General features: G+C 70.4%; 19 protein-coding genes. 11 read left to right on the plus strand and 8 right to left on the minus strand.

The features are described from left to right. Positions 1 to 260: 260 nt before the first annotated feature. Entirely contained in the window at positions 261 to 710 is a 450-nt protein-coding gene (locus tag OG390_RS20405; RefSeq protein WP_406177763.1) for a metallopeptidase family protein, read from the plus strand. Positions 711 to 900: 190 nt separating this feature from the next. Here OG390_RS20405 and OG390_RS20410 read toward each other — a convergent pair whose 3' ends face one another. The 3 genes from OG390_RS20410 to OG390_RS20420 all read right to left on the minus strand — a co-directional run bounded on the left by OG390_RS20410 (position 901) and on the right by OG390_RS20420 (position 6563). Continuing rightward, on the minus strand, positions 901 to 2397 hold the full coding sequence (locus OG390_RS20410) for a DUF5719 family protein (RefSeq protein WP_406169858.1): 1497 nt from the start codon (positions 2395 to 2397) through the stop codon (positions 901 to 903). Continuing rightward, positions 2394 to 6080, minus strand: a complete 3687-nt coding sequence (locus OG390_RS20415; RefSeq protein WP_406169860.1) for a glycosyltransferase — start codon at positions 6078 to 6080, stop codon at positions 2394 to 2396. Before OG390_RS20415 ends, OG390_RS20410 begins: the two co-directional genes overlap by 4 nt. Positions 6081 to 6299: 219 nt before the next feature. Continuing rightward, entirely contained in the window at positions 6300 to 6563 is a 264-nt protein-coding gene (locus OG390_RS20420) for a WhiB family transcriptional regulator (RefSeq protein ID WP_003975777.1), read from the minus strand. Positions 6564 to 7261: 698 nt separating this feature from the next. On the opposite strand from OG390_RS20420, the gene OG390_RS20425 reads away from it, so the two are divergent. The 4 genes from OG390_RS20425 to OG390_RS20440 all read left to right on the plus strand — a co-directional run bounded on the left by OG390_RS20425 (position 7262) and on the right by OG390_RS20440 (position 11591). Next, the gene (locus OG390_RS20425) at positions 7262 to 7753 is read left to right on the plus strand and encodes a cysteine dioxygenase (protein ID WP_406169862.1); all 492 of its coding nucleotides are present in this window, start codon (positions 7262 to 7264) and stop codon (positions 7751 to 7753) included. Positions 7754 to 7816: 63 nt separating this feature from the next. Beyond that, positions 7817 to 8776 carry a 2-phospho-L-lactate transferase gene (gene cofD, locus OG390_RS20430; RefSeq protein WP_406169864.1) on the plus strand — a complete coding sequence of 320 codons (960 nt, stop codon included), beginning with the start codon at positions 7817 to 7819 and terminating at the stop codon, positions 8774 to 8776. After that, a complete protein-coding gene (locus OG390_RS20435; protein ID WP_406169865.1) occupies positions 8773 to 10116 on the plus strand; it encodes a coenzyme F420-0:L-glutamate ligase in 1344 nt (447 codons plus the stop codon). Before cofD ends, OG390_RS20435 begins: the two co-directional genes overlap by 4 nt. Positions 10117 to 10586: 470 nt before the next feature. After that, positions 10587 to 11591: a DNA-3-methyladenine glycosylase family protein gene (locus OG390_RS20440; protein ID WP_406169867.1), complete on the plus strand. Its 1005-nt coding sequence runs from the start codon at positions 10587 to 10589 to the stop codon at positions 11589 to 11591. A 194-nt stretch (positions 11592 to 11785) separates the two neighbouring features. Here OG390_RS20440 and OG390_RS20445 read toward each other — a convergent pair whose 3' ends face one another. Together OG390_RS20445 and OG390_RS20450 are read right to left on the minus strand one after the other, a co-directional pair. After that, entirely contained in the window at positions 11786 to 12868 is a 1083-nt protein-coding gene (locus tag OG390_RS20445) for a sugar phosphate nucleotidyltransferase (RefSeq protein WP_406169869.1), read from the minus strand. 161 nt (positions 12869 to 13029) lie between these two features. Next, positions 13030 to 14622 carry a peptidoglycan recognition protein gene (locus OG390_RS20450; protein WP_406169871.1) on the minus strand — a complete coding sequence of 531 codons (1593 nt, stop codon included), beginning with the start codon at positions 14620 to 14622 and terminating at the stop codon, positions 13030 to 13032. Between the two features lie 128 nt (positions 14623 to 14750). On the opposite strand from OG390_RS20450, the gene OG390_RS20455 reads away from it, so the two are divergent. The 4 genes from OG390_RS20455 to OG390_RS20470 all read left to right on the plus strand — a co-directional run bounded on the left by OG390_RS20455 (position 14751) and on the right by OG390_RS20470 (position 21093). After that, on the plus strand, positions 14751 to 15506 hold the full coding sequence (locus tag OG390_RS20455; protein WP_406169873.1) for a TIGR03089 family protein: 756 nt from the start codon (positions 14751 to 14753) through the stop codon (positions 15504 to 15506). Between the two features lie 476 nt (positions 15507 to 15982). After that, positions 15983 to 17260, plus strand: a complete 1278-nt coding sequence (locus OG390_RS20460) for an LCP family protein (protein WP_406169875.1) — start codon at positions 15983 to 15985, stop codon at positions 17258 to 17260. A 247-nt stretch (positions 17261 to 17507) separates the two neighbouring features. Next, the gene (locus tag OG390_RS20465) at positions 17508 to 19241 is read left to right on the plus strand and encodes an LCP family protein (RefSeq protein ID WP_406169877.1); all 1734 of its coding nucleotides are present in this window, start codon (positions 17508 to 17510) and stop codon (positions 19239 to 19241) included. A gap of 103 nt (positions 19242 to 19344) precedes the next feature. Then, positions 19345 to 21093 carry an LCP family protein gene (locus OG390_RS20470; protein WP_406169879.1) on the plus strand — a complete coding sequence of 583 codons (1749 nt, stop codon included), beginning with the start codon at positions 19345 to 19347 and terminating at the stop codon, positions 21091 to 21093. A gap of 104 nt (positions 21094 to 21197) precedes the next feature. Here the strand turns inward: OG390_RS20470 and OG390_RS20475 are convergent, their stop codons facing one another. Continuing rightward, entirely contained in the window at positions 21198 to 22226 is a 1029-nt protein-coding gene (locus OG390_RS20475; RefSeq protein ID WP_406169881.1) for a glycosyltransferase family 2 protein, read from the minus strand. A 237-nt stretch (positions 22227 to 22463) separates the two neighbouring features. On the opposite strand from OG390_RS20475, the gene OG390_RS20480 reads away from it, so the two are divergent. Next, positions 22464 to 23825: an LCP family protein gene (locus tag OG390_RS20480; protein WP_406177765.1), complete on the plus strand. Its 1362-nt coding sequence runs from the start codon at positions 22464 to 22466 to the stop codon at positions 23823 to 23825. A 34-nt stretch (positions 23826 to 23859) separates the two neighbouring features. On the opposite strand, the gene OG390_RS20485 is transcribed toward OG390_RS20480, so the two are convergent. Next, on the minus strand, positions 23860 to 24408 hold the full coding sequence (locus tag OG390_RS20485; protein WP_399087128.1) for an acyl-CoA thioesterase: 549 nt from the start codon (positions 24406 to 24408) through the stop codon (positions 23860 to 23862). Between the two features lie 119 nt (positions 24409 to 24527). On the opposite strand from OG390_RS20485, the gene OG390_RS20490 reads away from it, so the two are divergent. Continuing rightward, positions 24528 to 25847, plus strand: a complete 1320-nt coding sequence (locus OG390_RS20490) for an LCP family protein (RefSeq protein WP_406169883.1) — start codon at positions 24528 to 24530, stop codon at positions 25845 to 25847. Between the two features lie 99 nt (positions 25848 to 25946). Here the strand turns inward: OG390_RS20490 and OG390_RS20495 are convergent, their stop codons facing one another. Continuing rightward, positions 25947 to 26309 carry a four-helix bundle copper-binding protein gene (locus OG390_RS20495; RefSeq protein ID WP_406169885.1) on the minus strand — a complete coding sequence of 121 codons (363 nt, stop codon included), beginning with the start codon at positions 26307 to 26309 and terminating at the stop codon, positions 25947 to 25949. Between the last annotated feature and the right edge of the window lie 166 nt (positions 26310 to 26475).

Here is a 26475-nt window from a genome sequence, read left to right on the forward strand (position 1 = left end):
AAACCACGTCAATTGCCATGTGAGCGGCGGTCTTGGAGGGATACGGAAACGAGCCCAACCTTGGCTGGAATGGTCATCGAGCGACATCCCGCGTGATCAACGGACTTCGTACCGCCGACGTGATCACCGGGTCTTCGCGCTGCCGACGTGATCACCGCACCGGGTGCCGTCTGCGTGATCACCGCGCCGGGTGCCGTCCGTGCGGGCGGCCGCGTGGGGGCCGGGCACCCGGCCCCCACGGGGACTACTCTTCGTCAGTGATGGACAACCCCGTACAGCCCCGCGCCGCCGCACCCGGGCCCCGCCGTCGTGACCGCCATGGCAGGGGCATGCGCGGCCCCGTCGCGCCGCCCCAGGTGCCGCTCTCCGCGAGCCGCGCCGAGGTGTTCGCGGACCTGGTCCAGGACTCTGTGGAGCGGCTGGAGCGGCGCTGGCCGCAGCTCGCCGACATCGACTTCCTGGTACTCGAAGTGCCCCGCCTGGAGCGCTCGAGTGAGAGTTGGAGCGACGAGCCGGTACCCCTGGGCGGCACGATCCCCCCGCGAGAGGGTCGCCCCGCGCGCGTGGTCGTCTACCGCCGCCCGGTCGAGATCCGCACCAAGGGGCGCGACGAGCGCGCCGCCCTGGTGCACGAGGTCGTCGTGGAGCAGGTCGCGGAGCTGCTGGGGCTGACACCGGAAACGGTGGATCCGCGGTACGGCGAGGACTGAACCGCCGGGTCCTCGTGGAGGGCCCGGCGGATCATTACCAGGGGGCCTCGCGGAGGACTCGGTGGATCACTACCAGGGGTCCACGTGGAGGACCTGGCGGATCACCACCAGAAGGTCCACATCGAGGACCCGGCGGATCACCACCAGAGGGTCCACATCGAGGACCCGGCGGATCACCACCGGTGGCTCACTACTTCAACAGCACCGAGAGATCCTGCTCCGCCTTCGGCACCGCGACCGTTCCGCGGTCGTCCGGGAGCGTCTGGATCGTGAAGCCGGGCACGCCCTCTTCGGTGGCCGCGAGCATCCGGGAGGCGTAGACGGGGCCTCCGGAGACCGGCTCGACGGTGAGCGCGTACGTCCCCTTGAGGCCGCTCGGGACCGGTGCCTCCACGTTCTGCGTCGTCCCGCCCTTGATCGTGAACGTCTTCGTCACGGCCGTACCGCCCTCGCTGCCCGCCGACGCGGTGACCTTGACCTGGGCGGTGCGTCCGGGGGCGGTCAGGGCGAGCGTGGAGCCCTTGGAGCTGTTGTCGGCGACCGTCGCGCGCGCGCCGACCGGGCTGGTGGCGGGGATGAACGCGGTCTCCTGCTTGTCGCCCTTGCCGCGTACGACGCGCAGGGCGGCGACGACCGGCACCGATGTGCCGGTGGGCGTGAGCACCAGGGAGCCCGCTTCGCCCCGGGTGACGTCACCGAGGTCGATCGCCGACGTCATGCCCGACTTCACGTGCAGCGTCTCGTTCCCCGCGGGAGTGATCAGCCCGGAGGGCGAGGCGAGGCGTACCTTCAGGTCGGCGTCGGCGTCGCCGGGCACGAAGGCGACCAGACGCACGGACGTGGCGTCCTTCGGGATGCCCGGCAGGACGAGGCTGCCCGAGGGGTCGGTGGACGCGGCCAGCCAGTCGCCGCCGAGCTTGTCGTCCAGTGCCTGCACGGCGGCTCCGACGCGGCCGCTGCGGACCGTCACGTGCACGGTGAGGTTGGTCTGCGGGACGTCCGTGAGCGTGTTCAGCAGGATCGGCTCGCTGGAGTGCGGCTGGACCGTGATCCCGTCGCCCACCGTCGACTTCAGGGTGCCGTCCTTGCCGTACAGCTCGATGTCGACCACGGCGGCGGAGTCGTCGGGGTTGGTCAGGTGCACGTAGTCGGTGCGCTCGGCGGCGGTGCTGGCGCCCGGGAACCAGAACTCGGTGTCCGGGGCGGTGCAGTTGGTGCCGAGCAGACCGCGCCCGGTGCCCGCGGCGACCTCGGTGGTCTCCTGGACGGTCCAGCCGGGCGCGAACTTGCCCTCGGCGGTGCCGACGAGGGCGGGCTCCTCGGCGCCCGAGCTGTCACCGGTGGCCGGCTTGCCGGGCTCCTTGGGTTCCACGACGGGCTTGGCGGCCTTCTTGCCGCTCTTTTGACCGCCGGCCCCGTCGCCCGACTCCTCGGTCGCCGCCTGGAGTTCGGCCTTGCCGTCGGCGCTCGTGCCCTTCGAGACGGGCGTGAACGACGTGTACGCGGTGTCCGCGATGTCGGAGGTGCTCGGCTGCGGGCAGAGCAGGCTGGTGCGCTCCACGGGCAGCTGTGCGGCCGCCTTGGCGGTGCGCCCGCCTGAGGCGGACGGCGCGGAGAGCGTGGCGAATCCGGTGACGGCGGCGAGCGCGGTCGCGCCGGCGATCAGGGACAGGGTGGTGCGGTTCACTGCTGGCTCCCGTCGGGGCGCTCACTGTCGGTGCCGTGCGGCGGCTGCGCGGGCATCTGGGGCTGCGCCGGGTCGTAGCCCTGGCCGGTCGCGTCGTAGCCCTGGCCGTACGTCTGGTCGTACGAGGTCGTGCCCCCGTACGCGTACGGGTCGTACTGGCCACCCTGGTAGGGGTCCGCCTGGTACGGCTGCTCGTAGGTGCCCGCCGGGTACTGTTGCCCGCCCTGGTACTGCTCGCCGCCATAGGTGCCGTATTCGGCTCCCGCGTAGCTCGATGTGTCCCACTCGCCGTACGCCTGCTGCTGCGGGACGGCGGCGGGGACGGCCGGGACCTCCTCCGGAGGGGGAGGGGTGTCCGCGTCGTCGGCGGTCTGCTCGGCCTGCTCGGCCTCGGCCTGGGCACGCAGACGGCGGGCGCGGCGGCCCTCGCCCGTGACGTCCTGGGCGGGCACGACCTGCTCCTCGGGGAGGTCGTCGTCGACGTCCCGGCGCCGCCCGGGCAGGGCGAGCACCACGAGGACGACGGCCAGCGCGCCCTGCGCCCACAGCCAGGCCGTGTGGCTCATCGGAGCCTCGAAGGTGACGTCCAACTTGCCGCCGCTGCTGGGCAGTTCGAAGCCCTGCGCCCAGCCGTCGACCGTGGTGCCGGTGAGCGGCTTTCCGTCCAGGGTCGCCGTCCATCCCTCGTTGGCGGTGTCGGCGAGGCGCAGGACGCGGCCTTCGGCTCCGGCGGGGACGGTGGTGTGCACCTCGACGGGTCCGGCGGCGATGGACAGCGAGTCGCCGGACTTCGGGACGATCGCGGCGCGCGAGACCTGCTGGTCCACGCGCCACAGGGCGCTGCCGTCCTGCTGGCTGAGCCGGGTGAGGCCCGGCGTGGCGTCCAGGACGCGGCTCACCTCGCGCGGTGCGCCCTTGCGGACGAGGACATAGCGCACGGCGAAGCCGCCCAGTTCGTCGGCCTGGTCGGCGCCCGAGCCGGCCACGAGGTTGGCCACGACCTTGTCGAGCTTCTGATTCGCCCCGTCCGCCGACGCGAGCTCGGCGTCGCCGAGGCGGGCGCCGGAGCCGCGCACGAGGGTGTAGCCGACCGTGGCGGCCGAGCGGCTGTCGAGGACGAGGGTGCGAGCCTGGTCGCGGGTACCGCTCTCCTCGGCGACGAACGCGGGCACCTGCACCGGGTCCCGGCGCTCCACCGGCCCGTCGGCGCCCCGGATCATCCATCCGGCGGCCACGAGCAGCGGCCCGGCCGCGCAGGCGAAGGCGATGAGCGCGGCCACCGGCTGGCGCCAGCCGAAGCTCTGCTCGGTCACGCGCGCGCGTGCCCCGTCGGCACCCATCGCTGCGGCGGCGAGCAGTCCGAGGCCGTAGACGAGGGTGGCGGGGCCGGCCCACGTCGAGCTGTTCGACAGGACGGCGAAGACGAGTGCCACCAGGGCGACCGCCCAGGCCGTCCAGATCCCCGCCTGGCGCTGCGTGCGCATCAGGGCGGCCAGCGCGGCCAGCACGATGCCGAACAGCATCAGCCCGCTGACAGTCCCGGGGCCGCCCGGGCCGGCGCCGAGCAGATCGAGCGCGGAGGCCGCGCTGTCGCCGTACTCCAGACCGGCTTCCTTGAAGAAGCCGAACGGGAGCAGCGTCAGCGACCAGGGCGCGAGGATCAGCAGCGGGGTGCCCAACTGGGCCAGGAAACGCAGCCCATAGGCGGTGATCTCGCTCCGGCGCACCGCGAGGAGTGCGATCCCGAGGACCAGCGCGATGGGCCACACGATCGGGGTGAACGCCGTGATGAACGTGAGCAGCAGGGCGTACGCCCAGGTGGCGCGCCAGCTGCCACGCGCTCCGGAGGAGTGGGTCAGGCCGCTCGCAGCGATACCCGCGCGCGCGAGGAGCGGCAGCAGGATCGCGAGGACGGCGGTGCCGATGCGGCCGCCCGCGAGCGCGCCGGTGGCGGCGGGCAGGAAGGCGTACGCGACCGACGCCCAGGCGCGCAGCAGGCGCGAATCGACGAGGGGCCGCGAGGCGAAGTACGCGGCGAAGCCGGCCAGCGGCACGGAGGCCACCAGGAGCACGGTGACCGCAAGTCCGGTGGAGCCGAGGAGCAACGAGGCCAGCAGCGCGACGAGCGCGAGATATGGCGGCGCGGACCGGGTGCCGCCCGCGCCCACCGGATGCCAGCCGTCGAGGTAGTGCGACCACAGCTCGGAGGAGTCCGCGGGCGCGGGGAGCAGCGCGCCGCCCGCGAGCGCCCCGCCGCCGAGCAGCTCACGGCAGGCGAGCAGCGAGACGAACAGCAGCACCAGGAAGAGCATCGGACCGGGGTTGCGGGCGACCCGCTTGAGCCGGGCGAACTGCTCGATCTCCAGGAAGTCGGCGTCGTCGCCGCCCGGTCCGGACTCGACCGCGCTGCCGTGCCGTCCGGCACCGGCGGCGACCTCGGGGTCGGAGCGGCCCACCAGGTTGCTCGCGACCTGTTCGACGGTGGCCCGCACCGTCGCGCCGGGCGGCGGGAACAGTGCGCGCAGCTCGCCCTTGTCGACCTGTGGCCGGCCGCGCCTGCGCCGCCCCGCGATGATCCGCTCGGGGCGCAACAGGGTGCCCAGGAGACCGCGGATCTCGTCGACGGCCTGTCCGGGGACCTTGCCGACGAGATAGGCGACCGTGCGCAGCAGGGTGCCGAGGACCAGTCGGATCAGGATCCAAGGCAGCTGTGCCGTACGGGCGTTGACGAGGAGGGTGTAGACGGCACCCGCCTTGTCGACCTTGTGCGGGGACGCGGAGGTGCGGCCCACGCAGTCGACGGTGCGGCGCTCGCGGGAGGCCGCCTCGGCGTGCCGTACGACCGCTTCGGGGGCGACGAGGACGCGGTGGCCTGCGGTCTGGGCGCGCCAGCACAGGTCGACGTCGTCACGCATCAGGGGCAGTCTGCGGTCGAATCCGCCGAGCTGCTCGAAGACATCGCGCCGGATCAGCATGCCGGCGGTGGACACGGACAGCACGGGGTGGACGTGGTCGTGCTGGCCCTGGTCCTGCTCTCGACGGTCCAGACCCGTCCAGCGGCGGCCGGAGTTGGCGATGGTGACGCCGACTTCGAGGAGCTGACGGCGGTCGTACCAGCCGCGGAGTTTGGGGCCCACGACGGCGACTTCCCTGCCGAGCTCCAGCTCGTTCTCCACGACCCGCAGCAGCTGGGCCAGGGCGTCCGGCTCGGGGGCGCTGTCGTCGTGCAGCAGCCACAGCCACTGCTCGGGCTCGCCGTGCGGGAGGTCCGGCATGTCGTACGCGTCGTCGCGCCAGGTGCGGGTGACGGGATCCCAGCCGCTGGGGCGCTTCAGGTAGGGCAGGTCGTCCGGGGTGAGCACGGCGGCGCTGCGGGTGGCCTCCTCGACAGCCTGGCCGAAGCCGGTGCGCCGCGCGAGGTGCAGCACGCGGTCGGCGCCGAGCGCGTCGGTCAGCAGCTGGGCGGAGTCGTCCGCGCTGCCGGTGTCGGCCGCCACCGCGTTCTGTACGGGGCGCTCCTGGCCGAGCAGCCCGGCGAGCGCCTCGGGCAGCCAGCGGGCGCCGTCGTGGGAGACGAGCACCGCGGTCACCACGTGGCGCGGAAACTCGGGCGGGTGGGCCGGGTCGAACGGCGCGGTGGCAGCGGCGTCGTGATGGGCTGCCGAATGGCTGTGCACGGACATCGAGGTACGGGCCCCGGTTCGATGGACTGCGGTGGACGTCTGTGCCCGGCGGGGACAGCGGGACGTCTCGGACGAGGGCCCACACTAACGGCTGGGCAACACAGTGGCCCGCCGCCTGTGGATAACCCACCTGCGACGGGCCGTTCGTTACGTATCGGTACGGAGGGGTGTGCGCCGTTCGGTCGGCGGGCGACCGTCTTCGGACAGCGGCGGTCACGCTCAGACGGCGGCCTTCTTCAGCCTTCGCCGCTCACGCTCGGACAGACCGCCCCAGATGCCGAACCGCTCGTCGTTGGCGAGTGCGTATTCGAGGCACTCGGAGCGGACCTCACAGGCGAGGCAGACCTTCTTGGCCTCGCGCGTGGAGCCGCCCTTCTCGGGGAAGAAGGACTCGGGGTCGGTCTGGGCGCACAGCGCGCGCTCCTGCCAGCCGAGTTCCTCGTCCGCGTCGTCGACCAGCAGTTGCTGCACCAGCTCGGTCATGTGCGCCCCTCGTCTGTCTTTCGCGTCCCCGTGATGCTGTCGTTACCGATTTCGGCTGAACGACACGAGTGAAATTACAAGTGTGCCGATCCGGGCCAGTCAAGCCGAGATCTGCTATTGAGCCCCTTATTCACTCTGCGGAACCAAGGCTATGCGGAAAGTGTTCAAATCGGCATAAACCCTGACAGCCCAAGGAGCCCAGGTCAGGCGCCCAACCCCTCACAGGGAAGGACGCCCGGAAGTTCGATCTCGTTCCGAACGTTTCGAACACGAGCATCGAAGCGATCCGGATCACAGTTGGATCACGGGATCGCAGCGAGGTTTGTGCGCCCGGTTGTGCGCCATGTGTCCGGGGCGACTCCTGAACAAACCTTTCGCCTGCCAGGTGAACCGGATGAGGTGAAACATTGCCCACATACCGGTCATGAAGTTGACAGTCGAGGTATGAACCGATGTCCTTGTGGGCATGCTCGCGAACTTGGCACTCACCTCGACCCGCACCGCCGGGTCCCACGGTGCTGCCCGCGCTCGCTGTAGCTGTTGTTGCTGTTCCAGCTGTTGAGCCGTACCGCGCTCCGGCTGCCCTCCGCCCACTGAGGCACCCACCGCCCCTATCCGGGCGACTCCTCCCGCTCGCGACCCGGGCGGAACGACCCGCGACACCCCAGCACTCTCCCGCCGAGGAACCACCGCACCCCATGAACAGCGACAGCGACCTCCAGATCGCCGGCGACATCCTCGAAGTGACGCACCTCCTCCAGCCGCCGCGCGAGCACCCCGCCACGGTGGCCGAATTCGTCGGCCTCGCCCGCTCCATCGCCGCCGACCGCTCCCAGTGGGAGCACCTCGTGCAGTACGACGCGACCTCGCGCTGGTACCACCGGCTGCGCACCGGGCCCGGCTATGAGGTGTGGCTCCTTTCCTGGGTGCCCGGACAGGGCAGCGGGCTGCACGACCACGGCCCCTCGTCCGGCGTATTGACGGTCCTCGACGGCGAGCTGACCGAGCGGACCGAACGCGGCACGCGCGCGTTGGGCGTGGGTTCTCAGCGGGTCTTCGCGCCGGGGTACGTCCACGAGGTCGTCAACGACTCGCTCGAACCGGCCGTGAGCCTGCACGTCTATTACCCGGGTCTCACCGAGATGCCGATGCACGCGGCCCAGTGCGCCGCGGCCGCCGTCACCGCCTGAGAAGCGCCCGAGGTCTCGTAACCACCTGACGCTTTGTCGTACCCGCCTGCAAGACTGAACCCCATGCGCATTGTGGTTCTGGCAGGCGGTATCGGTGGTGCCCGGTTCCTGCGTGGTCTCCAGCGGGTCGTGCCGGACGCGGACATCACGGTCATCGGCAACACCGGCGACGACATCCATCTCTTCGGTCTGAAGGTCTGCCCGGACCTCGACACGGTGATGTACACGCTCGGCGGCGGCATCAACGAGGAACAGGGCTGGGGTCGGGCCGACGAGACCTTCCACCTCAAGGAGGAGCTCGCGGCGTACGGGGTCGGACCCGAGTGGTTCGGGCTCGGCGACCGCGACTTCGCGACGCACATCGTGCGGACGCAGATGCTCGGCGCGGGCTATCCGCTCAGCGCCGTCACCGAGGCCCTGTGCGACCGGTGGAAGCCGGGCGTGCGCCTCATCCCCATGTCCGACGACCGCGTGGAGACCCATGTCGCCGTCGAGGTGGACGGCGAGCGCAAGGCCATCCACTTCCAGGAGTACTGGGTGCGGCTGCGGGCCTCCGTGCCGGCCGAGGCCATCGTGCCGGTCGGCGCCGAGCAGGCCAAGCCCGCGCCCGGGGTGCTCGAAGCCATCGCCGAGGCGGACGTCATCCTCTTCCCGCCGTCCAACCCCGTCGTGTCCGTCGGCACGATCCTCGCCGTGCCCGGCATCCGGGAGGCCATCGCCGACGCGGGGGTTCCCGTGGTCGGCCTCTCGCCCATCGTCGGGGACGCGCCCGTGCGCGGCATGGCCGACAAGGTGCTGGCCGCGGTGGGCGTCGAGTCCACGGCCGCGGCGGTCGCCGAGCACTACGGCTCCGGGCTCCTCGACGGCTGGCTCGTCGACACGGTGGACGCGGCCGCCGTGGAGCGCGTCAACGCGGCCGGCATCCGGTGCCGGGCCGTGCCGCTGATGATGTCCGACCTCGACGCGACGGCGCAGATGGCGCGTGAGGCGCTGACGCTGGCGGAGGAGGTACGGACGCCTTGAGCAGAGCGCACCCTCCGAAGGAGGGCGTTGGGAACGGCGGACCGTCGGCCGGTTATCGGGTCTGGGCTCTGGACGGGCTTCCCGAGGTTCGTCAGGGGGACGACCTCGCGAAGCTGATCGCCGCGGTCGAGCCCGGGCTCGTCGACGGGGACGTACTCCTCGTCACCTCCAAGATCGTGTCCAAGGCGGAGGGGCGGGTCGTCGAGGCCCTCGACCGTGAGGCCGCCATCGACGCCGAGACCGTACGGGTCGTGGCGCGGCGCGGGGCCCTGCGGATCGTCGAGAACCGACAGGGGCTCGTGATGGCCGCCGCCGGGGTCGACGCCTCCAACACCCCCGCCGGGACCGTTCTCCTGCTCCCCGAGGACCCTGACGCGTCGGCGCGGGCCATCCGGGACGGGCTGCGCGACACCCTCGGCGTGAGTGTCGGTGTCGTCGTCACCGATACCTTCGGGCGACCGTGGCGCACCGGGCTCACCGACGTTGCCATCGGCGCCGCGGGCGTACGCGTGCTCGACGATCTGCGCGGCGGCACGGACGCGTTCGGCAATCCGCTGAGCGCGACCGTCGTCGCCACCGCCGACGAGCTCGCCTCCGCCGGTGACCTGGTCAAGGGCAAGGCCTCCGGGCTGCCCGTCGCCGTCGTGCGCGGACTGCCGCATGTCCTGGCCGAGGACGACGGCGCGGGGGCGCGGGCGATGGTGCGCGGCGCGCACGACGACATGTTCCGCCTCGGCACGTCGGAGGCCGTACGGGAGGCGGTGGCCCAGCGGCGTACCGTACGGGCCTTCACCGACGAGCTCGTCGACCCCGGTGCGGTACGGCGCGCGGTCGCCGCGGCGGTGACCGCTCCGGCGCCGCATCACACCACCCCCTGGCGGTTCGTCCTCCTGGAGTCCGAGGAGTCCCGGACACGGCTGCTCGACGCCATGCGGGACGCGTGGATCGCCGATCTGCGGGGCGACGGGAAGAGCGAGGAGTCCATCGCCAAGCGGGTACGGCGGGGTGACGTGCTGCGCAAGGCGCCGTATCTCGTGGTGCCGTGCCTCGTGATGGACGGGTCCCATACCTACGGCGACGTACGGCGGGACGGGGCCGAGCGCGAGATGTTCGTGGTCGCCGCCGGGGCGGGTGTGCAGAACTTCCTGGTCGCGCTGGCCGGGGAGCGGCTCGGATCCGCGTGGGTGTCGTCGACGATGTTCTGCCGGGATGTCGTACGGGAGGTGCTGGGGCTGCCGGAGGAGTGGGATCCGATGGGGGCCGTGGCCGTGGGACACGCGGCCGAGGAGCCGAGAGCTCGGCCGGAGCGGGATGCGGGGGCGTTCATCGAGGTGCGTTGAGGCGGCGCCGTGCGGGAGGGCGGCTGAGGTGGGGGCGTTGTGCAGCGCCCTGTGCAGTGCTCCGGGCGGGACAAGCGTTGTACAGCGCCATGCGGAGCTTCGACCTGGGGCAGCGCTTCGGGCTGGACGAGCGTTGTGCAGCGCCCTGTGCAGTGCTCCGGGCGGGACAAGCGTTGTACAGCGCCATGCGGAGCTTCGACCTGGGGCAGCGCTTCGGGCTGGACGAGCGTTGTGCAGCGCCCTGTGCAGTGCTCCGGGCGGGACGAGCGTTGTACAGCGCCATGCGGAGCTTCGACCTGGGGCAGCGCTTCGGGCTGGACGAGCGTTGTGCAGCGGCTTGTACTTGCGGGCTGGGTGGGGCTAGTGCGGGATCTCGTGGTGCGCTGTCTTGTGTGGGGCGACTCGTGCGTGTCGGGTGAGTGGAGCGCCTACTCTCGTAAGGCATCCCTGGCGCCCCTAGGACCTCATTCATGGCTGGACGTTTCTCTCCTCGGCCGACGCGTACGACCGTGCGCGGCGGGCATGTCGTCGTGCCCGGTGGCGGGGTGCCGCGGCAGGCGGCCGTGGCCGGGCGCACTCGTACGTGGACGCCCTCGGGGCCGCTCGACCTCGGGCTCGTACTCGGGCCGCTGCGGCGCGGGCCCGGCGATCCGACGTTCCGGGCGACGCCGGACGGGGCCGTGTGGCGGACCAGCCGTACGCCCGCCGGACCCGGGACCCTCCGGGTCGTGCTGCGGGGCGGGGTGGCCCGGGGCGAGGCGTGGGGACCGGGGGCCGAGTGGCTGCTCCATCAGCTTCCCGAACTGCTCGGGGCGTCCGACGATCCCGACGTCTTCGAACCGCGGCACCGGCTTGTCGCTGTCGCTCGGCATCGGCGGCCGGGATTGCGGCTGACGCGGACCGGGCTCGTGATGGAGTCGCTGATTCCGTCGGTGCTGGAGCAGAAGGTCACCACGGACGAGGCGTATCGGGCGTGGCGGTTGCTCGTACGGAAGTTCGGGGAGCCCGCGCCCGGGCCCGCGCCGGAGCGGATGTACGTCATGCCCGCGCCGCGGACGTGGGCGTTGATTCCCTCCTGGGAGTGGCATCGTGCCGGGGTCGACAACAAGCGGGCTTCCACGATTCTCCGGGCCGTGCGGGTTGCCGCGCGGCTCGAGGAGGCGGTGGGGTTCGATCCCGTGCGGGCTCAGGCTCGGCTTGAGGTGGTGTCCGGGATTGGGCCCTGGACCTCTGCGGAGGTTGTGCAGCGGAGTCATGGGGCGGCGGATTCGGTGACCGTGGGGGATCTTCATCTGCCCGGCATCGTGGGGTATGCCCTGGCGGGGGACCGGGATGCGGATGACTCGGTGATGCTTTCGCTGCTGGAGCCGTATGCGGGGCAGCGGCATCGGGCGGCTCGGTTGATTCTGCTGTCCGGGCGGACGCCGCCGCGGCGGGTGCCGAAGATGCCTCGGGGGGATATCGGGCGGCTGTGAACGGGCGCCTGTGCGGGGGGGGTGAGGTCCGAGCGGTTTTCGCCCCCTCCGCCCCTGCCCGTCCCGTACCTGGGGGCTCCGCCCCCAGACGCCCGTATCGCGCTTCGCGCTCGTCCTCAAGCGCCGGACGGGCTGAAACTTCCCCGGCCGGGGCTGAGTTCCCAGCCCCGGCCGGAACCGTCGTGCAGCCCTGCCTACTGATCCGATGAAAAGCGGATCGCGCCCCCGGGAATGCGGGCGTCGCACCAGACTCGTACCTCGGCGCGGAGTTCGTTGTCCGGGCCGATCGTCGCGCCGTCTCCGATGACCGCGCCGGTGAGGATGGAGCGCTCGCCGATGCGGGCGCGGGCGCCGATGAGGGAGTCGGTGATGACGGCGCCGGGTTCGACGACGGCGCCCTCGAGGATCGTGCTGCCCGAGATGCGGGCGCCCTCGCCGATGCGGGCGCCCTCGCCGACCACCGTGCCGCCGGTGAGTTTGGCGTCGGGGGCGACCGTGGCGGTGGGCAGGATCAGGCGGTCGCCGCAGCGGCCGGGGACGGCCGGCGAGGGGGCACGGCCGAGGACGAGATCCGCGGAGCCGCGCACGAAGGCCTGGGGGGTGCCGAGGTCCAGCCAGTAGGTGGAGTCCACCATGCCCTGGAGATGGGCGCCGGTGGCGAGCAGTTCGGGGAAGGTCTCGCGTTCCACCGAGACCGGGCGGCCCTCGGGGATCGTGTCGATGACCGCGCGGCGGAAGACGTACGCCCCCGCGTTGATCTGGTCGGTGACGATCTCCTCGGGGATCTGGGGCTTCTCCAGGAAGGCCGTTACGCGGCCGGTCGCGTCCGTGGGGACCAGGCCGTATGCGCGCGGGTCCTCGACACGGGTGAGGTGGAGGGAGACGTCCGCGCCCATCGTCTCGTGGGTCGTCACCAGCGCCCGGATGTCCAGGCCGGTGAGAATGTCACCGTTGAAGATCAGTACCGGGTCGTCGGGGCCCGAATGGAGTCGCGACGCCACATTGCGGATGGCGCCGCCCGTGCCGAGGGGTTCCTCCTCGGTGACGTACTCGATGTGGAGGCCCAGCGAGGAGCCGTCGCCGAAGTACGGCTCGAAGACCTCGGCCAGGTAGGAGGTCGCCAGGACGATGTGCTCGACGCCCGCCGCCCTCGCTCGCGCCAGCTGGTGGGTGAGGAACGGGACCCCGGCCGCCGGGACCATGGGCTTGGGAGTGTGCACCGTGAGGGGGCGCAGCCGGGTGCCTCTGCCGCCGACCAGGAGGATCGCTTCTGTCACCTGTCGTCTCTGCTTCCTGCCGGGACCGGGCCGAACTGTGTATCGGCCGGCCAGTGTATGCAGACCGTTCGATGGCGCCTTCGATGGCCGTGCGGTGTCCCTCGATGGCCCTCCGTCGACCTCAGGTGATCTCTGCAGCCTCCGGTCGGATCCACCCGCTCCTACCTGCCCTGGTAGCGGGCCGCCGCCTGGCGGGCCGAGCCGAGCTTGCCGTACAGGAGCTTTCCTGGGCACTCGGTGGCGAATCCGTCCCGATGGCCGGAGATCACATTCAGTCGTACGTTCTTTCCTTTTGCGTAGAGATTGCCACCGCCCGACTTCAGGTATGTCTTGCCACGCGGATTCGCTCCGAAGAGGCCGAGCTTCCATGCGGTGAGCCGTGCGATGGCGGTGACTGCGGCGCTGGACGGCTTCGTCTTGGCGTAGCTGCCGAGGACGGCGATCCCCATGGTGTCGCTGTTGAAACCGAGAGTGTGGGCGCCCACGACGGGCTTGGTCACGCCCCCGGCGCGACCTTCGTAGATGTTTCCGCACTTGTCGACGAGGAAGTTGTAGCCGATGTCGCGCCAGCCGCTGCTCACCACGTGGTAGCGGTAGATACTGCGGATGACCGAAGGGGCTTGGGAGCAGCTGTAGTTGTTGCCCGACACCGTGTGGTGCACGAAGGCCGCCTTGACCTTCTTCGTGTAGACGAAGCCGCCTTCACGCAGACTCTCGTCCGCGCCCCAGCCGCTGCGCGTGATGATGCGCGGACGTGGGCCGATGTACGGCTTCTCGCGCTCGTCGCCCCCGCTCGCGGCGATGAATTCGCGCTCCGTCTCCTGCTGGGAGAGCGCGGGGATCTCCCTGGCGCCGAGGGGTGCGACATCGGCGTTGGCGGAGGACGCGGCGGCGGCCTTCGCGGACATGGCGCCGGCGAGCGTGCCGTCGGCGGCGGGTATGCCCGTGCCGTCCGTGTCGTCCACGGGTGCGTTCGCGAGCGGCTCGTCCACGGAAGCGTCTTTGGCCGTCTCGCCCGCGGAAGCGTCCGCGATCAGGCCGCTCACGGCAGCGACCGCAGACGACACGGCCAGGGAAGCGATCGCAGTCAGTTTGCCCACGGGCGTGACCGGGGTGGGATCCAGCGGGGGCGCGCCCTCGTGTGCGCTGCCCGTCGGTGCGCTCCCGCGTGCGTCGCTCATCTGCACGCCCTCACGCGGGGCATCCGCGCCGGGGTCGACGAGTTCGAGGTGGAGACCCCTGGGGAGCGGCGAGTCGCCGGGGGCCGTCCCCCGTTCGTCCTCCTTCGCCCGCTCCGCCTGGACGCGCGCCTCGACGCCGTCCGAGTTCCCCACCCACAACGGCGCTGTGGAGCCGCGCACCCGGCCCGATGCCCCCTCGGCGGTGTCCGGGTCGGGAGCGTGCTCGTGGTTGTGCGTCTCGACGTCCTGCCAGTCGGACCAGTGGCCGGTCCCGACCGCGCGGGTACGGACCTGGACGCGGCCGTGCAGCTCACTGTGCGGGTTGTCCCAGATGACGCCGACCAGCGAGAACGGCCGTACGTCACGTCGGGCGAGATCCTGTTCGGGCGCGGCGGGCCCGAGGGCCCGCTGGTCGTCGGGCGGGGCGAGCGGCAGGGACTGGGTGCTGCCGGGGACGCCCGGCTCGGACGTCACCGCCGATGTTCCGGCCTGCGCCGGGGCGGGCAGGGTCAGCGGAAGAGCAAGTGCGGCCGCGCAGGTGACGCCGACCGAGGAAGCAAGGAATTCATGCATGCCCCTGATCGTGGACATAGCCGTATATATCTGTCCATCGGGGATTTGACGGGCCGTCGGGCACGCTCGTCCGAACCGGTGGCGCGGGCAGACCGCCCCGCGCGCCGCCCCCGCGTACGCTTGCGCGCGTGAATGCCACCGACCGTACCCCCGCCGACCTGCTGCGATCCGCGCTCGCTGCGGACCCCGCGCGCCCCCTGGTGACCTTCTACGACGACGCCACGGGCGAACGTGTCGAATTGTCCGTGGCCACCTTCGCCAATTGGGTGGCCAAGACCGCCAATCTGCTCCAGGGCGAACTGTCCGCCGAGCCCGGCGAACGGGTCGCGCTGCTGCTGCCCGCGCACTGGCAGACGGCGGTGTGGCTGCTCGCGTGTTCCTCGGTCGGCGTCGTCGCGGATGTCGGGGGCGACCCGGGCGCGGCGGACCACGTCGTCGCCGGGCCCGGGCAGTTCGAGGCCGGGCTCGCCTGCTCCGGGGAGCGCGTCGCCCTCTCGCTCGCACCGCTCGGGCGTCGCTTCCCGACTCCGCCCGCCGGGTACGCCGACTACGCCGTCGAGGTGCCGTCCCAGGGCGACCGCTTCGTACCGTACGGGCCGGTGGACCCGGAGGAGCCCGCGCTGATCGTCGCCGGGGCCGAGTACACGAGCGCGGAGGTCGTCGAAATGGCCCGTTCGGAGGCGCCGGCGCTCGACCTGACCGGGCCGGGCTCGCGGATTCTGTCGGCGCTTTCCTACGACACGTGGGAGGGGCTCAGCGCCGGCTTGTACGCGCCGCTCGCCACCGGGGGGTCCGTGGTGCTGTGCCGCCATCTGGAGCAGCTCGGTGAGGACACGGTTGCCAAGCGGATCGAGAGTGAGCGGGTGACGGCTACCGCTCGCTGACGATTCTCCGGGGAGGCCGCCCCGTTGAGCACAGGCCGTTCCCCAGGAAGGCCGCCCCGTTGAGCACAGGCCGTTCCCCAGGAAGGCCGCCCCGTTGAGCACAGGCCGTTCCCCGAGAAGGCCGCCCCGTTGAGCACAGGCCGTCTGCGGCTGGTCGCGCAGTTCCGCGCGCCCGGAAACGGCCGCCCGACGCCCGCGGGCCACTCGTAGCCGATCGCCCCACCCCCACACCCCCGATACGGCCGCCCCACGCCCGCGGGCCACTCGTGGTCGAACGTCCCGCTCCCCACGCCCCGACAAGGCCGCCCCACGCCTGGGGGCCATTCGTGGCTGATCGCGCCGTTCCCCGCGCCCCCGGCGGGGCGCTCATCCCCCATTCGGCCCATCACCGCCCGCCCCCCTCCCCCGCCTCGAGCCATGGTCGTAAGAGCACCGCAGCGCGACATGTTCGTACGCCATGAGGGGTGGATCCGCTCGTGACCGACACCGCAGGCACGCCCTCCGGAGGCCCGGTAGGGCCGGGGCTGGGAGCGTCGCCCACCGGGGCCGGTCTCATACGTCGGCGGCGGCGCTGGCTGCGCTGCACGGCGATAGGCGTGGCGGGTGTGGTGCTCGGCGTCGTGGGGGCGGGCTGGGCGGCCTACGAGAAGCTGAACGGGAACATCACGTCCGACGACCGCGCCGCCGCCGAGCTGGCCCGGTACGAGAAGGAGCGGCCCACCTCGCTGGTGCGTGACGCGCAGAACATCCTGCTGATCGGATCGGACTCACGCTCGGGGGACGAGAACCGGAAGTACGGGCGGGACTCCGGGACCGAGCGGTCCGACACCACGATCCTGCTGCACCTCGCGGCGGACCGGCACAGCGCGACCGCCGTCTCGCTGCCCCGCGACCTGATGGTGAACGTGCCGAGCTGCCGGCGCCCGGACGGCACACGCTCCCTGCCGACGTTCACGATGTTCAACTCCGCCTTCGAGACGGGAGGTTCGGCCTGCACGATCCGGACCGTCGAGAAGCTCACGAACATACGCGTCGACCACCACATGGTCGTCGACTTCCATGGCTTCAAGGACATGGTCGATGCCGTGGACGGCGTCGAGGTGTGCCTGAAGGAACCCATCGACGACAAGGCCGCCAAGCTGAAGCTGCCCGCGGGCAAGGTCACGCTCAACGGTGAGCAGGCCCTCGGCTACGTCCGCGCCCGCAAGAGCATCGGCGACGGCAGCGACACCGACCGGATGGACCGTCAGCAACGGTTCCTCGGCGCGCTCGTCAACAAGGTGCAGAGCAACGACGTCCTGCTCAACCCGACGAAGCTCTATCCCGTGCTCGACGCGGCCACCTCGTCGCTCACCACGGACCCGGATCTGGCGAGCCTGCGCGGGCTGTACGACCTGGTGCGCGGCATGCGCGACATCCCCACGGAACATGTGCAGTTCCTGACGGTGCCCCGGACGTCGTACGTCCACAACTCCAATCGCGACCAGCTCGTGCAGCCCGCGGCGGCACACCTTTTCACGCGGCTGCGTTCGGACGAACCGGTGGCGGTCTCGAAGGACCTTCCGGAGGATTCCACCCCACAGCCCAAGGAATCACCGTCCCAGAGCACCTTTGAGTCCCTCTCGCACGACTACGGAGAGGCGTCGACCAAGGACGGAAAGTCGAGCGGAAAGCGGCCCGGCGCACCCGCCGACACCCCTGATCCGGCGCCGACTTTCCGCGGGAACACCGCGGCCGAGGACGCCTGCGAGTAAAGCGCACACCAAGGTGGGGAACTGCTGAGCTAAGAAGTCTTTGAGAAATAGGGCGGATTGCCCAGTTGTAGGGACGTGGAATTTGTCACCGCCGTCGCTCGACGCTGAACTGGGCGGATAGTGTGAGCGATCCGGTGCACCCGGCCACGAGGTCAGTCCTGGGGGTCGCGCACTGCTTGACCGAGACCCGAGCGCCTTCAAAGGGGGGAAAGGCGCCGCGTGGCCCCGACGGAGGATTCAGACAACCGTGGACGCGCAAGGCCGTGGGCGGGCGGACAACATCGACCCCGCAGACCAGTGGGTACTCAACCCGAACACCGGTGAATACGAACTGCGACTGACCCCTTCCGCTCCGCAGTCGGGGGTGCCCAGGCCGCGAACGGGTTCCGGTGCTCCCGCGGGAGCGCGCGCCCGCACGGCGCCGGGCAGGGACCGTCCGGCTCCCGGCACCACCGGCGTGCCGGGGCCGCGTCGCCGCCGTACGGAACCGCCGGAGCCCGTTCCCGGGCGGCGGCGGGGGCGTACGAAGCCGAAGAAGTCGAAGGCGAAGAAGATCCTGCTGTGGACCGGCGGCAGCATGGCCTTCGTGCTGATCGCCGTCTCGGCCGCCGGGTACGCCTACCTCAAGCATCTCGAGGGCAACGTCAGTACGACGGACATCGGCAGCGCGGGCAAGAACGGCTTCAGCAAGGACGAGGCCTTCAACATCCTGATCATCGGGACCGACAAGCGCACCGGCAAGGGCAACGAGGGCTACGGCGACAAGAACAGCGTTGGGCACGCCGACACCAACATCCTGCTGCACGTCTCCAAGGACCGTACGAACGCGACCGCGATGAGCATCCCGCGCGACCTGATCGTCAACGTCCCGGACTGCCCGACCAAGCAGTCGGACGGCTCCGAAAAGGTCATCGGGGGCACACAGAACGTGCGCTTCAACACGAGTCTCGGTCAGGCCGGCCGGGACCCGGGCTGCACCATGCGCACGGTCAAGGCCGTCACCGGCATCCCGGTCGACCACTTCATGATGGCCGACTTCAACGCGGTCAAGACGCTGACCAGCGCGGTGGGCGGCGTCGACGTCTGTCTTGCCAAGGACGTCGACGACCCCGACTCGCACCTCAAGCTCTCGAAGGGCAAGCACACGATCGAGGGCGAGCAGGCCCTGGCCTTCGTGCGCACCCGGCACAGTTTCGGCAACCAGGGCGACCTCGACCGCATCAAAGTACAGCAACAGTTCCTTGGCTCCCTGATGCGCAAGATGAGCTCCAGCGACACCCTCACCAGCCCCACCAAGCTGATCAAGCTGGCCGAGGCAGCCACCAAGGCGCTGACCGTGGACAAGGGGATAGGAAAGGTCAGCACCCTCAAGGACATGGCCCTGGAGCTGAAGAAGGTGCCGACGAAGAACATCACCTTCACCACGGTGCCGGTCCTCGACAACCCGGCGGACGGCGTCGTCCACAAGACGGTCATCGTCAACAAGGCACTGGGCTCCCAGGTCTTCGACGCGATCAAGAACGACGTCTCCTTCACCGCGGTGAAGCAGAAGGAGAAGAAGGAGAAGGCGGCGGTGGCCGCCCGGCTCAAGGGCTCCCGTTCCGCCGCCTCCGAGATCCGCGTCGACATCTACAACGGCGGCGCCGAGTCCGGCTCCGCACAGGAAACTCTTAACTGGCTGCAGAACAGTGAGGGTGTGACCAAGTCCAGCCAGCTCGGAAACGCTGACGCAACACTCAGCAAGACAACCCTGGAGTACTCTCCCGACCAGGCAGATCAGGCACGCAAACTGGCGGACCTCATGGGGCTGTCCGCTTCTGCGATGAAGCCTGGCAAGAGCGAGAAGAACGCCCAGGGTCTGCCCGCGATCGTGCTGACCCTGGGCAAGGACTTCAAGGGCGCCGGGGTGTCGATGAGCACTGCGACGAAGGCGCCGGACGTCGACAAGTCCACGGCGGACAAGACGGTGTGCGCCAGCTGATGACCTAACGGGTCCGTCAGACGTCTAACAGGGCGTGAGGTGCGTCCGGTTCGGACGCGCGACGGACCCGTTTGTCAGGCGCAGGGTGGGGAGGGGCAGGGAGATGGCGCAAAGCAGTGTGCGTGGGGAGGGAGCACGACCACGCGTCCGGCGAGCCGGTGGGGCCGGTGAACCGGGCTGGGACGACAGTCCGTACGACGAGAACGGCGATCCGGTTCACCGGACCGACGATGCTTCCGTTCGGACGGCCGACGGCGATGGCCGTCGTACGGCCGACGACACCATGCCGCTCAAGCCGCAGGGGCACGGCCGGCACGGCGGCGGCGGTGGGCGCCGGCACGGGGGCGGGGGGCGCCCGCGTCGCAGACGCCGCATCCTGCGCTGGTCGGCGACGGTCCTGGCGGTCCTGATACTCGGCACCGCCGGTGCCGGTTATCTCTACTACCAGCACCTGAACGCCAACATCAAAAAGAGGGACCTGAACATCGGCGACGAGAAGGACCGCGCCGCCGAATCCAAGCCGAACGCGGCGGGTCAGACCCCGCTGAACATCCTGCTGATCGGTTCGGATGCCCGCGACTCCGCGGAGAACCAGAAGCTCGGCGGAGCCAAGGACACCTTCAACACCGCGCCGCGCGCGGACGTCCAGATGCTGCTGCACGTCTCGGCGGACCGCAGCAACATGTCGGTGGTGAGCATGCCGCGCGACACGCTGCTGCAGATACCCAAGTGCACCGACCCGGACACCGGGAAGACCTACGCGGCGAGCACCTTCCCCACGATCACCAACGATTCGCTGGGCCGCGGCGGCCCCGGCTGCACGGTCGCCACCTGGGAGAAGCTCACCGACATCCACATCGACCACTTCGTCATGGTCGACTTCGCGGGCGTGGTGTCCATGGCCGATGCCATCGGCGGCGTCCCGGTCTGCGTGGACGCCAACATCTACTCGCACACCTCCTCCGGCCACGGCTCCGGGCTGAAGCTCGAGGAGGGCACGACGTCCATCAAGGGCAAGCAGGCCCTGCAGTGGCTGCGGACGCGGTACGGCTTCGAGGACGACACCGACATCGCCCGGACCAAGGCCCAGCACCAGTACATGAACTCGATGGTCCGCCAGCTGCGCGACAACGCCACACTCAGCAGCCCCAACAAGCTGCGCAAGCTCGCCGAGACGGCCACCAGCGCGCTCACCGTCGACGAGGGCCTCGGGTCCGTGACGAAGCTGTACGACCTGAGCAAGGAGCTGAAGAAGGTCCCGAGCAAGCGGATCACCATGACGACGATGCCGTGGCAGTACTCGTCGACCAGCAGCGGCCGGGTGGTGCCCAAGCCGGGTGACGCGGCGAAGCTGTTCCGGCTGGTCCGCGAGGACATCGCGCTGGACGGCAAGGACAAGAAGAAGGCCGCCAAGGAGAGGACGTCGTCCGACCCGGCCGCCGCGGACGACAAGATCGGCGTGATCGTGCAGAACGGCACGCGCACGTCCACCCTGGCCCCGGTCGGCGGACGCGCGAGCACCGTGACCCAGTTGGTCGTCGGCAAGGGCTTCACGCAGGCGAGGGCCGACACGACGACGGCTACCGCCGAGGACACGACGGTCATCCGCTATCCCAGCGCGGACCTGGAGGGCGACGCCCTGCGGGTCGCCAAGGCCCTCGGGATTCCGACGAGCGCGGTGAAGAAGTCGACGGCTGTCTCCGGGGTCACGCTGGTCGTCGGCGCCGACTGGCGGGACGGCACCACGTACAAGGCGCCCGAGGACGACGACAAGACGCCGAAGTCGGCGGACGTCCTCAACGGCTCGGACAAGTCGGCGTGCATGCACGTGGACCCGGACTACACCTGGTAGCCCGTATACCGGACTACACCTGGTAGCCCGTACAGACGAGTCCCTGGCATACGAGTGGGGCCCCTCTCGGCTCCGAGAGGGGCCCCACTCGTATGCGTGGACGTTCAGTTGGCGCTGAGTACCGCCGGACGCCGGGACGCGATGACCTTCCTGGCCAGCGCCTTCGGGCTGGTGAGGAAGCCGAGGCCCCACGACATGTGCATCGTGGCGAGGGCGACGGGGATCTGGAGGCGTGCCTTCAGCGGCAGCCCCTTGCCGCCGGGCAGTGAGCCGAGCGCGATGGCCGCGAGGTAGCCGCCGGGGATCAGGAATCCCCAGGGCGTCAGCGCCGCGCCCACGACCACACCCGCCGCAATCGCGCAGACCGCGGTCGGGGGTGCGAGGTAGCGCAGGTTGATGGAGCCCTCGTGGTAGCGGGCGACGACATGCCGCCAGCGCCCGTAGTCCTTGTACTGCTTGGCGAGAGCCTTGACGGAGGGCCGTGGCCGGTACGACACCCGCAGCTCGGGCGAGAACCAGATGAGTCCGCCCGCCTCCCGGATCCGGAAGTTCAGCTCCCAGTCCTGGGCGCGGATGAACTCCTCGTTGTAGCCGCCCTGCTGCTCCAGGGCTTCGCGCCGGAAGACCCCGAGGTAGACGGTCTCGGCAGGCCCGGCCTCGCCGCCCGTGTGGAACGCGGCGTTCCCGACCCCGATCTTCGAGGTCATGGCGGCCGCGACCGCGTGCTCCCAGTCGTTCTCGCCCTCGGCGTGCATGATGCCGCCGACGTTCTGCGCGCCGGTCTCCTCCAGGAGGCGTACGGCGGTCGCTATGTAGTTGGGCGACAGCATGCCGTGCCCGTCGACGCGTACGACGACGGGGTGCCGGGACGCCTTGATCGCGGCGTTCAGCGCGGCGGGGGTGCGCCCGGTCGGGTTCGGCACGGTGTGCACGCGCGGATCTTCGCGTACGAGTTCGGCGGCGATCTCCTCCGTACGGTCCGTGGAGGGACCGATGGCGATCACCACCTCCATCTCGCCGTCGTACCGCTGCGCCAGGATCGCTTGGACGGCCCCGCGCAGATGCCGCTCCTCGTTGAGGACGGGCATGATCACAGAGACGGCGGGGGGCCGCACGTCAGACTTCTCGCTCATCGGACGTCACGTTACCGCGAACGGGGGACACCGGCGCGCGCCGCCCGGCCTACGGCCCGGGCCGCAGATCGTATCGGCCTACGGTGCTCACGGATCCCCACGCCCGGCCTACGCGGAGGTGTCCCCTTGCCCAGCCCGCCCCGCTCCCCGGCGCGCCCTCAGCGCCACCAGCAGCCGTCCCGCCCGCGGCGGCCCCCCGTACGGCCGCCCGTACGGCGCAAGAAGCCGCGCTGGGCCATGCGGGTGGTGACGACCATCTCCGTGGTGGTCCTCGCCTCGGCGGGCATCGGGCACGCGGTGGTCACCAGCCTGGACGCGGACATCGCCCGGGTCGACCCGTTCAAGGACATGAAGAACCGCCCCGAGGCCGGCCACGGCATGAACGTGCTGCTGGTCGGCACCGACGGCCGGGACAAGATCACGGAGGCGGAGCGACGGAAGTTCCGGCTGGGCGGAGCTCCCTGCCACTGCACCGACACGATCATGATCGTGCACATCTCGGAGGACCGGGAGCGGGCCAGCATCGTCAGCCTGCCACGGGACTCGTACGCGCAGACGCCTGCGCACACCGACGAGACCACCGGCACGCGGCACGGCTCCCACCCGATCAAGCTCAACGCGGCGTACGCGGAGGGCGGCCCGAACCTGACCGTGCGCACCGTCGAGAACATGACCCACGTCAAGATCGACCACTATCTGGAGGTCGACTTCACCAGCTTCATGAAGACGGTGGACGTGCTCGGCGGCGTGGAGATCTGCACCGCAAAGCCCCTCAAGGACTCGTACACCGGTCTCGATCTGGCGGCGGGCTCGCATCTGCTGGGCGGCGGGCAGGCGCTCCAGTACGTACGTGCCCGGCATGTCGACGGGGCCTCCGACCTCGGCCGGATGCAGCGCCAGCAGCGCTTCCTGGCGGCGCTGGTCGGGCGGGCCACCTCATCCGGGGTGCTGATGAACCCGATGAGGTTCCGCGACGTGACCCGGGCCGTACTGGGGTCGGTCCGCGCGGACAAGGGGTTCGGCACGGACGAGCTGCTGGACCTGGGGCGGGCCATGCGGAAGTTCTCGCCCTCCTCGTCGGAGTTCGCGACCGTGCCGATCGGGCAGATGGCATACGTCGTCAAGGGCATCGGTTCGACGCTGAAGTGGGACCCCGCCAAGTCGGCGAAGCTGTTCCAGTCGCTGCGCGACGACAAGCCGATCGCGGTGCACAAGGCGCGGCCCAAGTCCGTGCGCGTCGACGTGGCCCCGCAGCAGATCAAGGTCCAGGTCGAGAACGGGACGGCCACGACGGGCCTCGGCAAGCGGGTCGACGGCGCACTGTCCGCCCTCGGATTCCGTACGACGGGCCGGCCCAGCAGCGCGTCGGCCACGACCGTCCCGCGCACCGTCATCTCCTACGACCCCCGGTGGGACCGCTCGGCGAAGTCCCTCGCGGCTGCGCTGCCCGGCGCGGAGCTGCGCGCGGTCAAGGGGCAGGGCCAGCTGCTGAAGGTGACCGCCGGGGCGGACTTCAAGCAGGTCAGGCGGGTGCGGGCGGAGGATCCGTATCAGGGGGAGTTCGGGGCGGCGACGGGGGATCAGGTGATGTGTCCGTAAGGCACCGAGCCTTGGCCCCGAGCGCTCCGAACGGTCAGTCGTCGAGACCTTCCGCCGCACGCTTCTCGCGCAGGTCCATGATCGCGCGGCGGCGGGCCAGCCGGTGGGTGCGGCGGATCTGCGCCTCCTGGTAGCGGCGCTTGTCGCGCTCGGTCTCCGGGAGGACCGGCGGGACGCGACGGGGTTTGCCGTCGGCGTCGACGGCGGCGAAGACGAGATAGGCCGAGCCGACCTGCTGGGGTGGCGTGGACTCGTTCCAACGCTCGGCGAGGACGCGGACGCCGACTTCCATGGAGGTACGTCCGGTCCAGTTGACCTGAGACTTCACATGGACGAGGTCGCCTACGCGGACGGGTTCCAGGAAGACCATCTCGTCCATGGAGGCGGTGACGGCGGGCCCGCCGGAGTGGCGCCCGGCCACCGCACCCGCCGCGTCGTCGACGAGCTTCATGATCACTCCACCGTGCACCGTTCCCAGAAGGTTGGTGTCGTTGTGGGTCATGATGTGGCTGAGGGTGGTCCGGGACGCGGAGGTCGGCTTGCCCGGAATATCGGATTCCGGGTTGGGGGCCTGGTCTGTCATGGCGTCCACCATATGCCGGGCCGTGCAAGGCCTGCTTTGCATCAGCTCTGCAACAGGCGTGACCCAGATCTCCTGACTCTCTTGTAAGACACACAGTGGGGCCCTGCACACTGGTCCGCATGAACGATTGGCCCGACGCGTGGTCCGACGACAACCGCAACAACGGCGGCAACCGCTACGGACGCGGCAGCGCAGGCGCACAGCCTGAGAGCGCCCGCGTGATGCGGCAGGTGCGGCGCGGGCCGTCCACGCCCGGTCCGGGCCAGGGCGCGCCGCCGTACCGCGGGGTGCCCCAACAGCCGACGTACGACGACGGGCAGGGGTACGACGACGGATACGGCCAGGGCCAGGGCCAGGGCTACGACAGCGGATACAACACCGGCCAGGTCTACGGCGGCGGCCGGGGCGGCTTCGTACCGAACGACAACGACCCGGACCCGGACTACCAGAACTACCGCCCGCGCCCGAACTGGCGCCGCCGGATCAAGTGGACCGCGATAACCCTGGTCACACTGCTGGTCGTGGTCTCCGTCGGCACCTACTTCTGGGCCGACTCCAAGCTCCACCGTGACGTGGATCTCTCCAAGGTCATCGACCGCCCCGAGACGGGCGAAGGCACGAACTACCTGATCGTCGGTTCCGACAGCCGCGCCGGCATGTCCGCCGAGGAGAAGAAGAAGCTGCACACCGGGTCCGCCGAGGGCAAGCGCACGGACTCGATGATGATCCTGCACGTCGGCGGCAACGGCGACACCCTGATATCACTGCCGCGTGACTCGAACGTCACCATTCCCACGTTCCGCGGGTCCGAGTCCGGCAAGATCAAGGGCCCACTGGGCGCGAACAAGCTGAACGCGGCCTACGCGTTCGACGGCCCGACGCTGCTCGTGCGCACCATCGAGTACAACACCGGTCTGCACATCGACCACTACGTGGAGATCGGCTTCGCCGGCTTCGCGAAGATCGTCGACTCGGTCGGCGGCGTCGAGATGAACCTCGACCAGGGCTTCAAGGACAAGTACTCCGGCGCGGACTTCAAGAAGGGCAAGCAGACCCTCAACGGCGAGCAAGCCCTCGCGTTCGTCCGCACCCGGCACGCCTTCGCGGCCTCGGACCTCCAGCGCACGAAGAACCAGCAGAAGTTCCTGTCCGCCCTGGCGCACCAGGTCGCGACGCCCTCGACCGTCCTGAACCCCTTCAAGCTCTACCCGACCATGGGCGCGGGCCTCGACAGCCTCACCGTCGACAAGGACATGAGCCTGTGGGACCTGGCCGAGATGTTCTGGGCGATGAAGGGCGTCACCAGCGGCGACGGCAAGTCCATGAACATGCCGATCTCCGGCTCCACCGGCGGCAACCTCGTCTGGGACAAGGCCAAGGTGAAGACGCTGGTGAGCGAGTTGAAGAACGACGAGAAGGTGACGGTGAGCGGCAACTGACGCCCCTGCCGCAATCCTGGAACACGACACAGCCCCCGGAACTCTTCCGGGGGCTGCGTCGTGCCCACCGCTCGACGGGGCGAGCCGGGTCGGGCAGCATCACATCCGTGCGCCCGCCATCGTGCGACAGGTCTCCGCGCAGCGGCGACAGGCCTCGGCGCAGCGCATCATCTGGGGGTCGTCCGGCATGGACATACACGCCTCGGCGCACATCTCGCACGCCTTGGCGCACAGCGCGCACATCTCGGGCGACATGGGTGACCTGCGCATCATCATGTCCGCGCACATGCGGGTCATCTCGGAGCAGTCCATGAGCGCGCGCATGATCTGCATCTGGGCCTGGCCGCCCATCTGCATGCAGGAGCTCATGGTCTCCTCGCACATGCTGTGGCACGACATGCACGCCTCGACGCAGTCCTGCATCTCCTTGGTCATCGCGGTCATGGTTCCGGGCTGGGTCATGGCTCCTCCTGGGGGTGGTGGGGCCCGGGCCGGGCCCCGCGTACGTGTCCTTCCGTGGTACGCCCCTCGGCCGCGCCGCGCCATCGAGCGGATGCCAACAATCCGCTTCGTATGCCACACCCCCAAGGCGACAAAAGGACCCGAAATCCCTCCGGGGGGTCCGTCG

The sequence above is a fragment of the Streptomyces sp. NBC_00996 genome, from assembly GCF_045162675.1.
Lineage (GTDB): Bacteria > Actinomycetota > Actinomycetes > Streptomycetales > Streptomycetaceae > Streptomyces.

Excerpts from the sequence above, each read along its gene's own strand:
- OG390_RS20405 (WP_406177763.1), top strand. The coding sequence starts at position 261 with ATGGACAACCCCGTACAGCCCCGCGCCGCCGCACCCGGGCCCCGCCGT.
- OG390_RS20415 (WP_406169860.1), bottom strand. The coding sequence starts at position 6,080 with ATGTCCGTGCACAGCCATTCGGCAGCCCATCACGACGCCGCTGCCACC.
- OG390_RS20420 (WP_003975777.1), bottom strand. The coding sequence starts at position 6,563 with ATGACCGAGCTGGTGCAGCAACTGCTGGTCGACGACGCGGACGAGGAA.
- OG390_RS20425 (WP_406169862.1), top strand. The coding sequence starts at position 7,262 with ATGAACAGCGACAGCGACCTCCAGATCGCCGGCGACATCCTCGAAGTG.
- cofD (WP_406169864.1), top strand. The coding sequence starts at position 7,817 with ATGCGCATTGTGGTTCTGGCAGGCGGTATCGGTGGTGCCCGGTTCCTG.
- OG390_RS20440 (WP_406169867.1), top strand. The coding sequence starts at position 10,587 with ATGGCTGGACGTTTCTCTCCTCGGCCGACGCGTACGACCGTGCGCGGC.
- OG390_RS20450 (WP_406169871.1), bottom strand. The coding sequence starts at position 14,622 with ATGCATGAATTCCTTGCTTCCTCGGTCGGCGTCACCTGCGCGGCCGCA.
- OG390_RS20470 (WP_406169879.1), top strand. The coding sequence starts at position 19,345 with ATGGCGCAAAGCAGTGTGCGTGGGGAGGGAGCACGACCACGCGTCCGG.
- OG390_RS20475 (WP_406169881.1), bottom strand. The coding sequence starts at position 22,226 with ATGAGCGAGAAGTCTGACGTGCGGCCCCCCGCCGTCTCTGTGATCATG.
- OG390_RS20480 (WP_406177765.1), top strand. The coding sequence starts at position 22,464 with ATGCGGGTGGTGACGACCATCTCCGTGGTGGTCCTCGCCTCGGCGGGC.
- OG390_RS20485 (WP_399087128.1), bottom strand. The coding sequence starts at position 24,408 with ATGACAGACCAGGCCCCCAACCCGGAATCCGATATTCCGGGCAAGCCG.
- OG390_RS20490 (WP_406169883.1), top strand. The coding sequence starts at position 24,528 with ATGAACGATTGGCCCGACGCGTGGTCCGACGACAACCGCAACAACGGC.
- OG390_RS20495 (WP_406169885.1), bottom strand. The coding sequence starts at position 26,309 with ATGACCCAGCCCGGAACCATGACCGCGATGACCAAGGAGATGCAGGAC.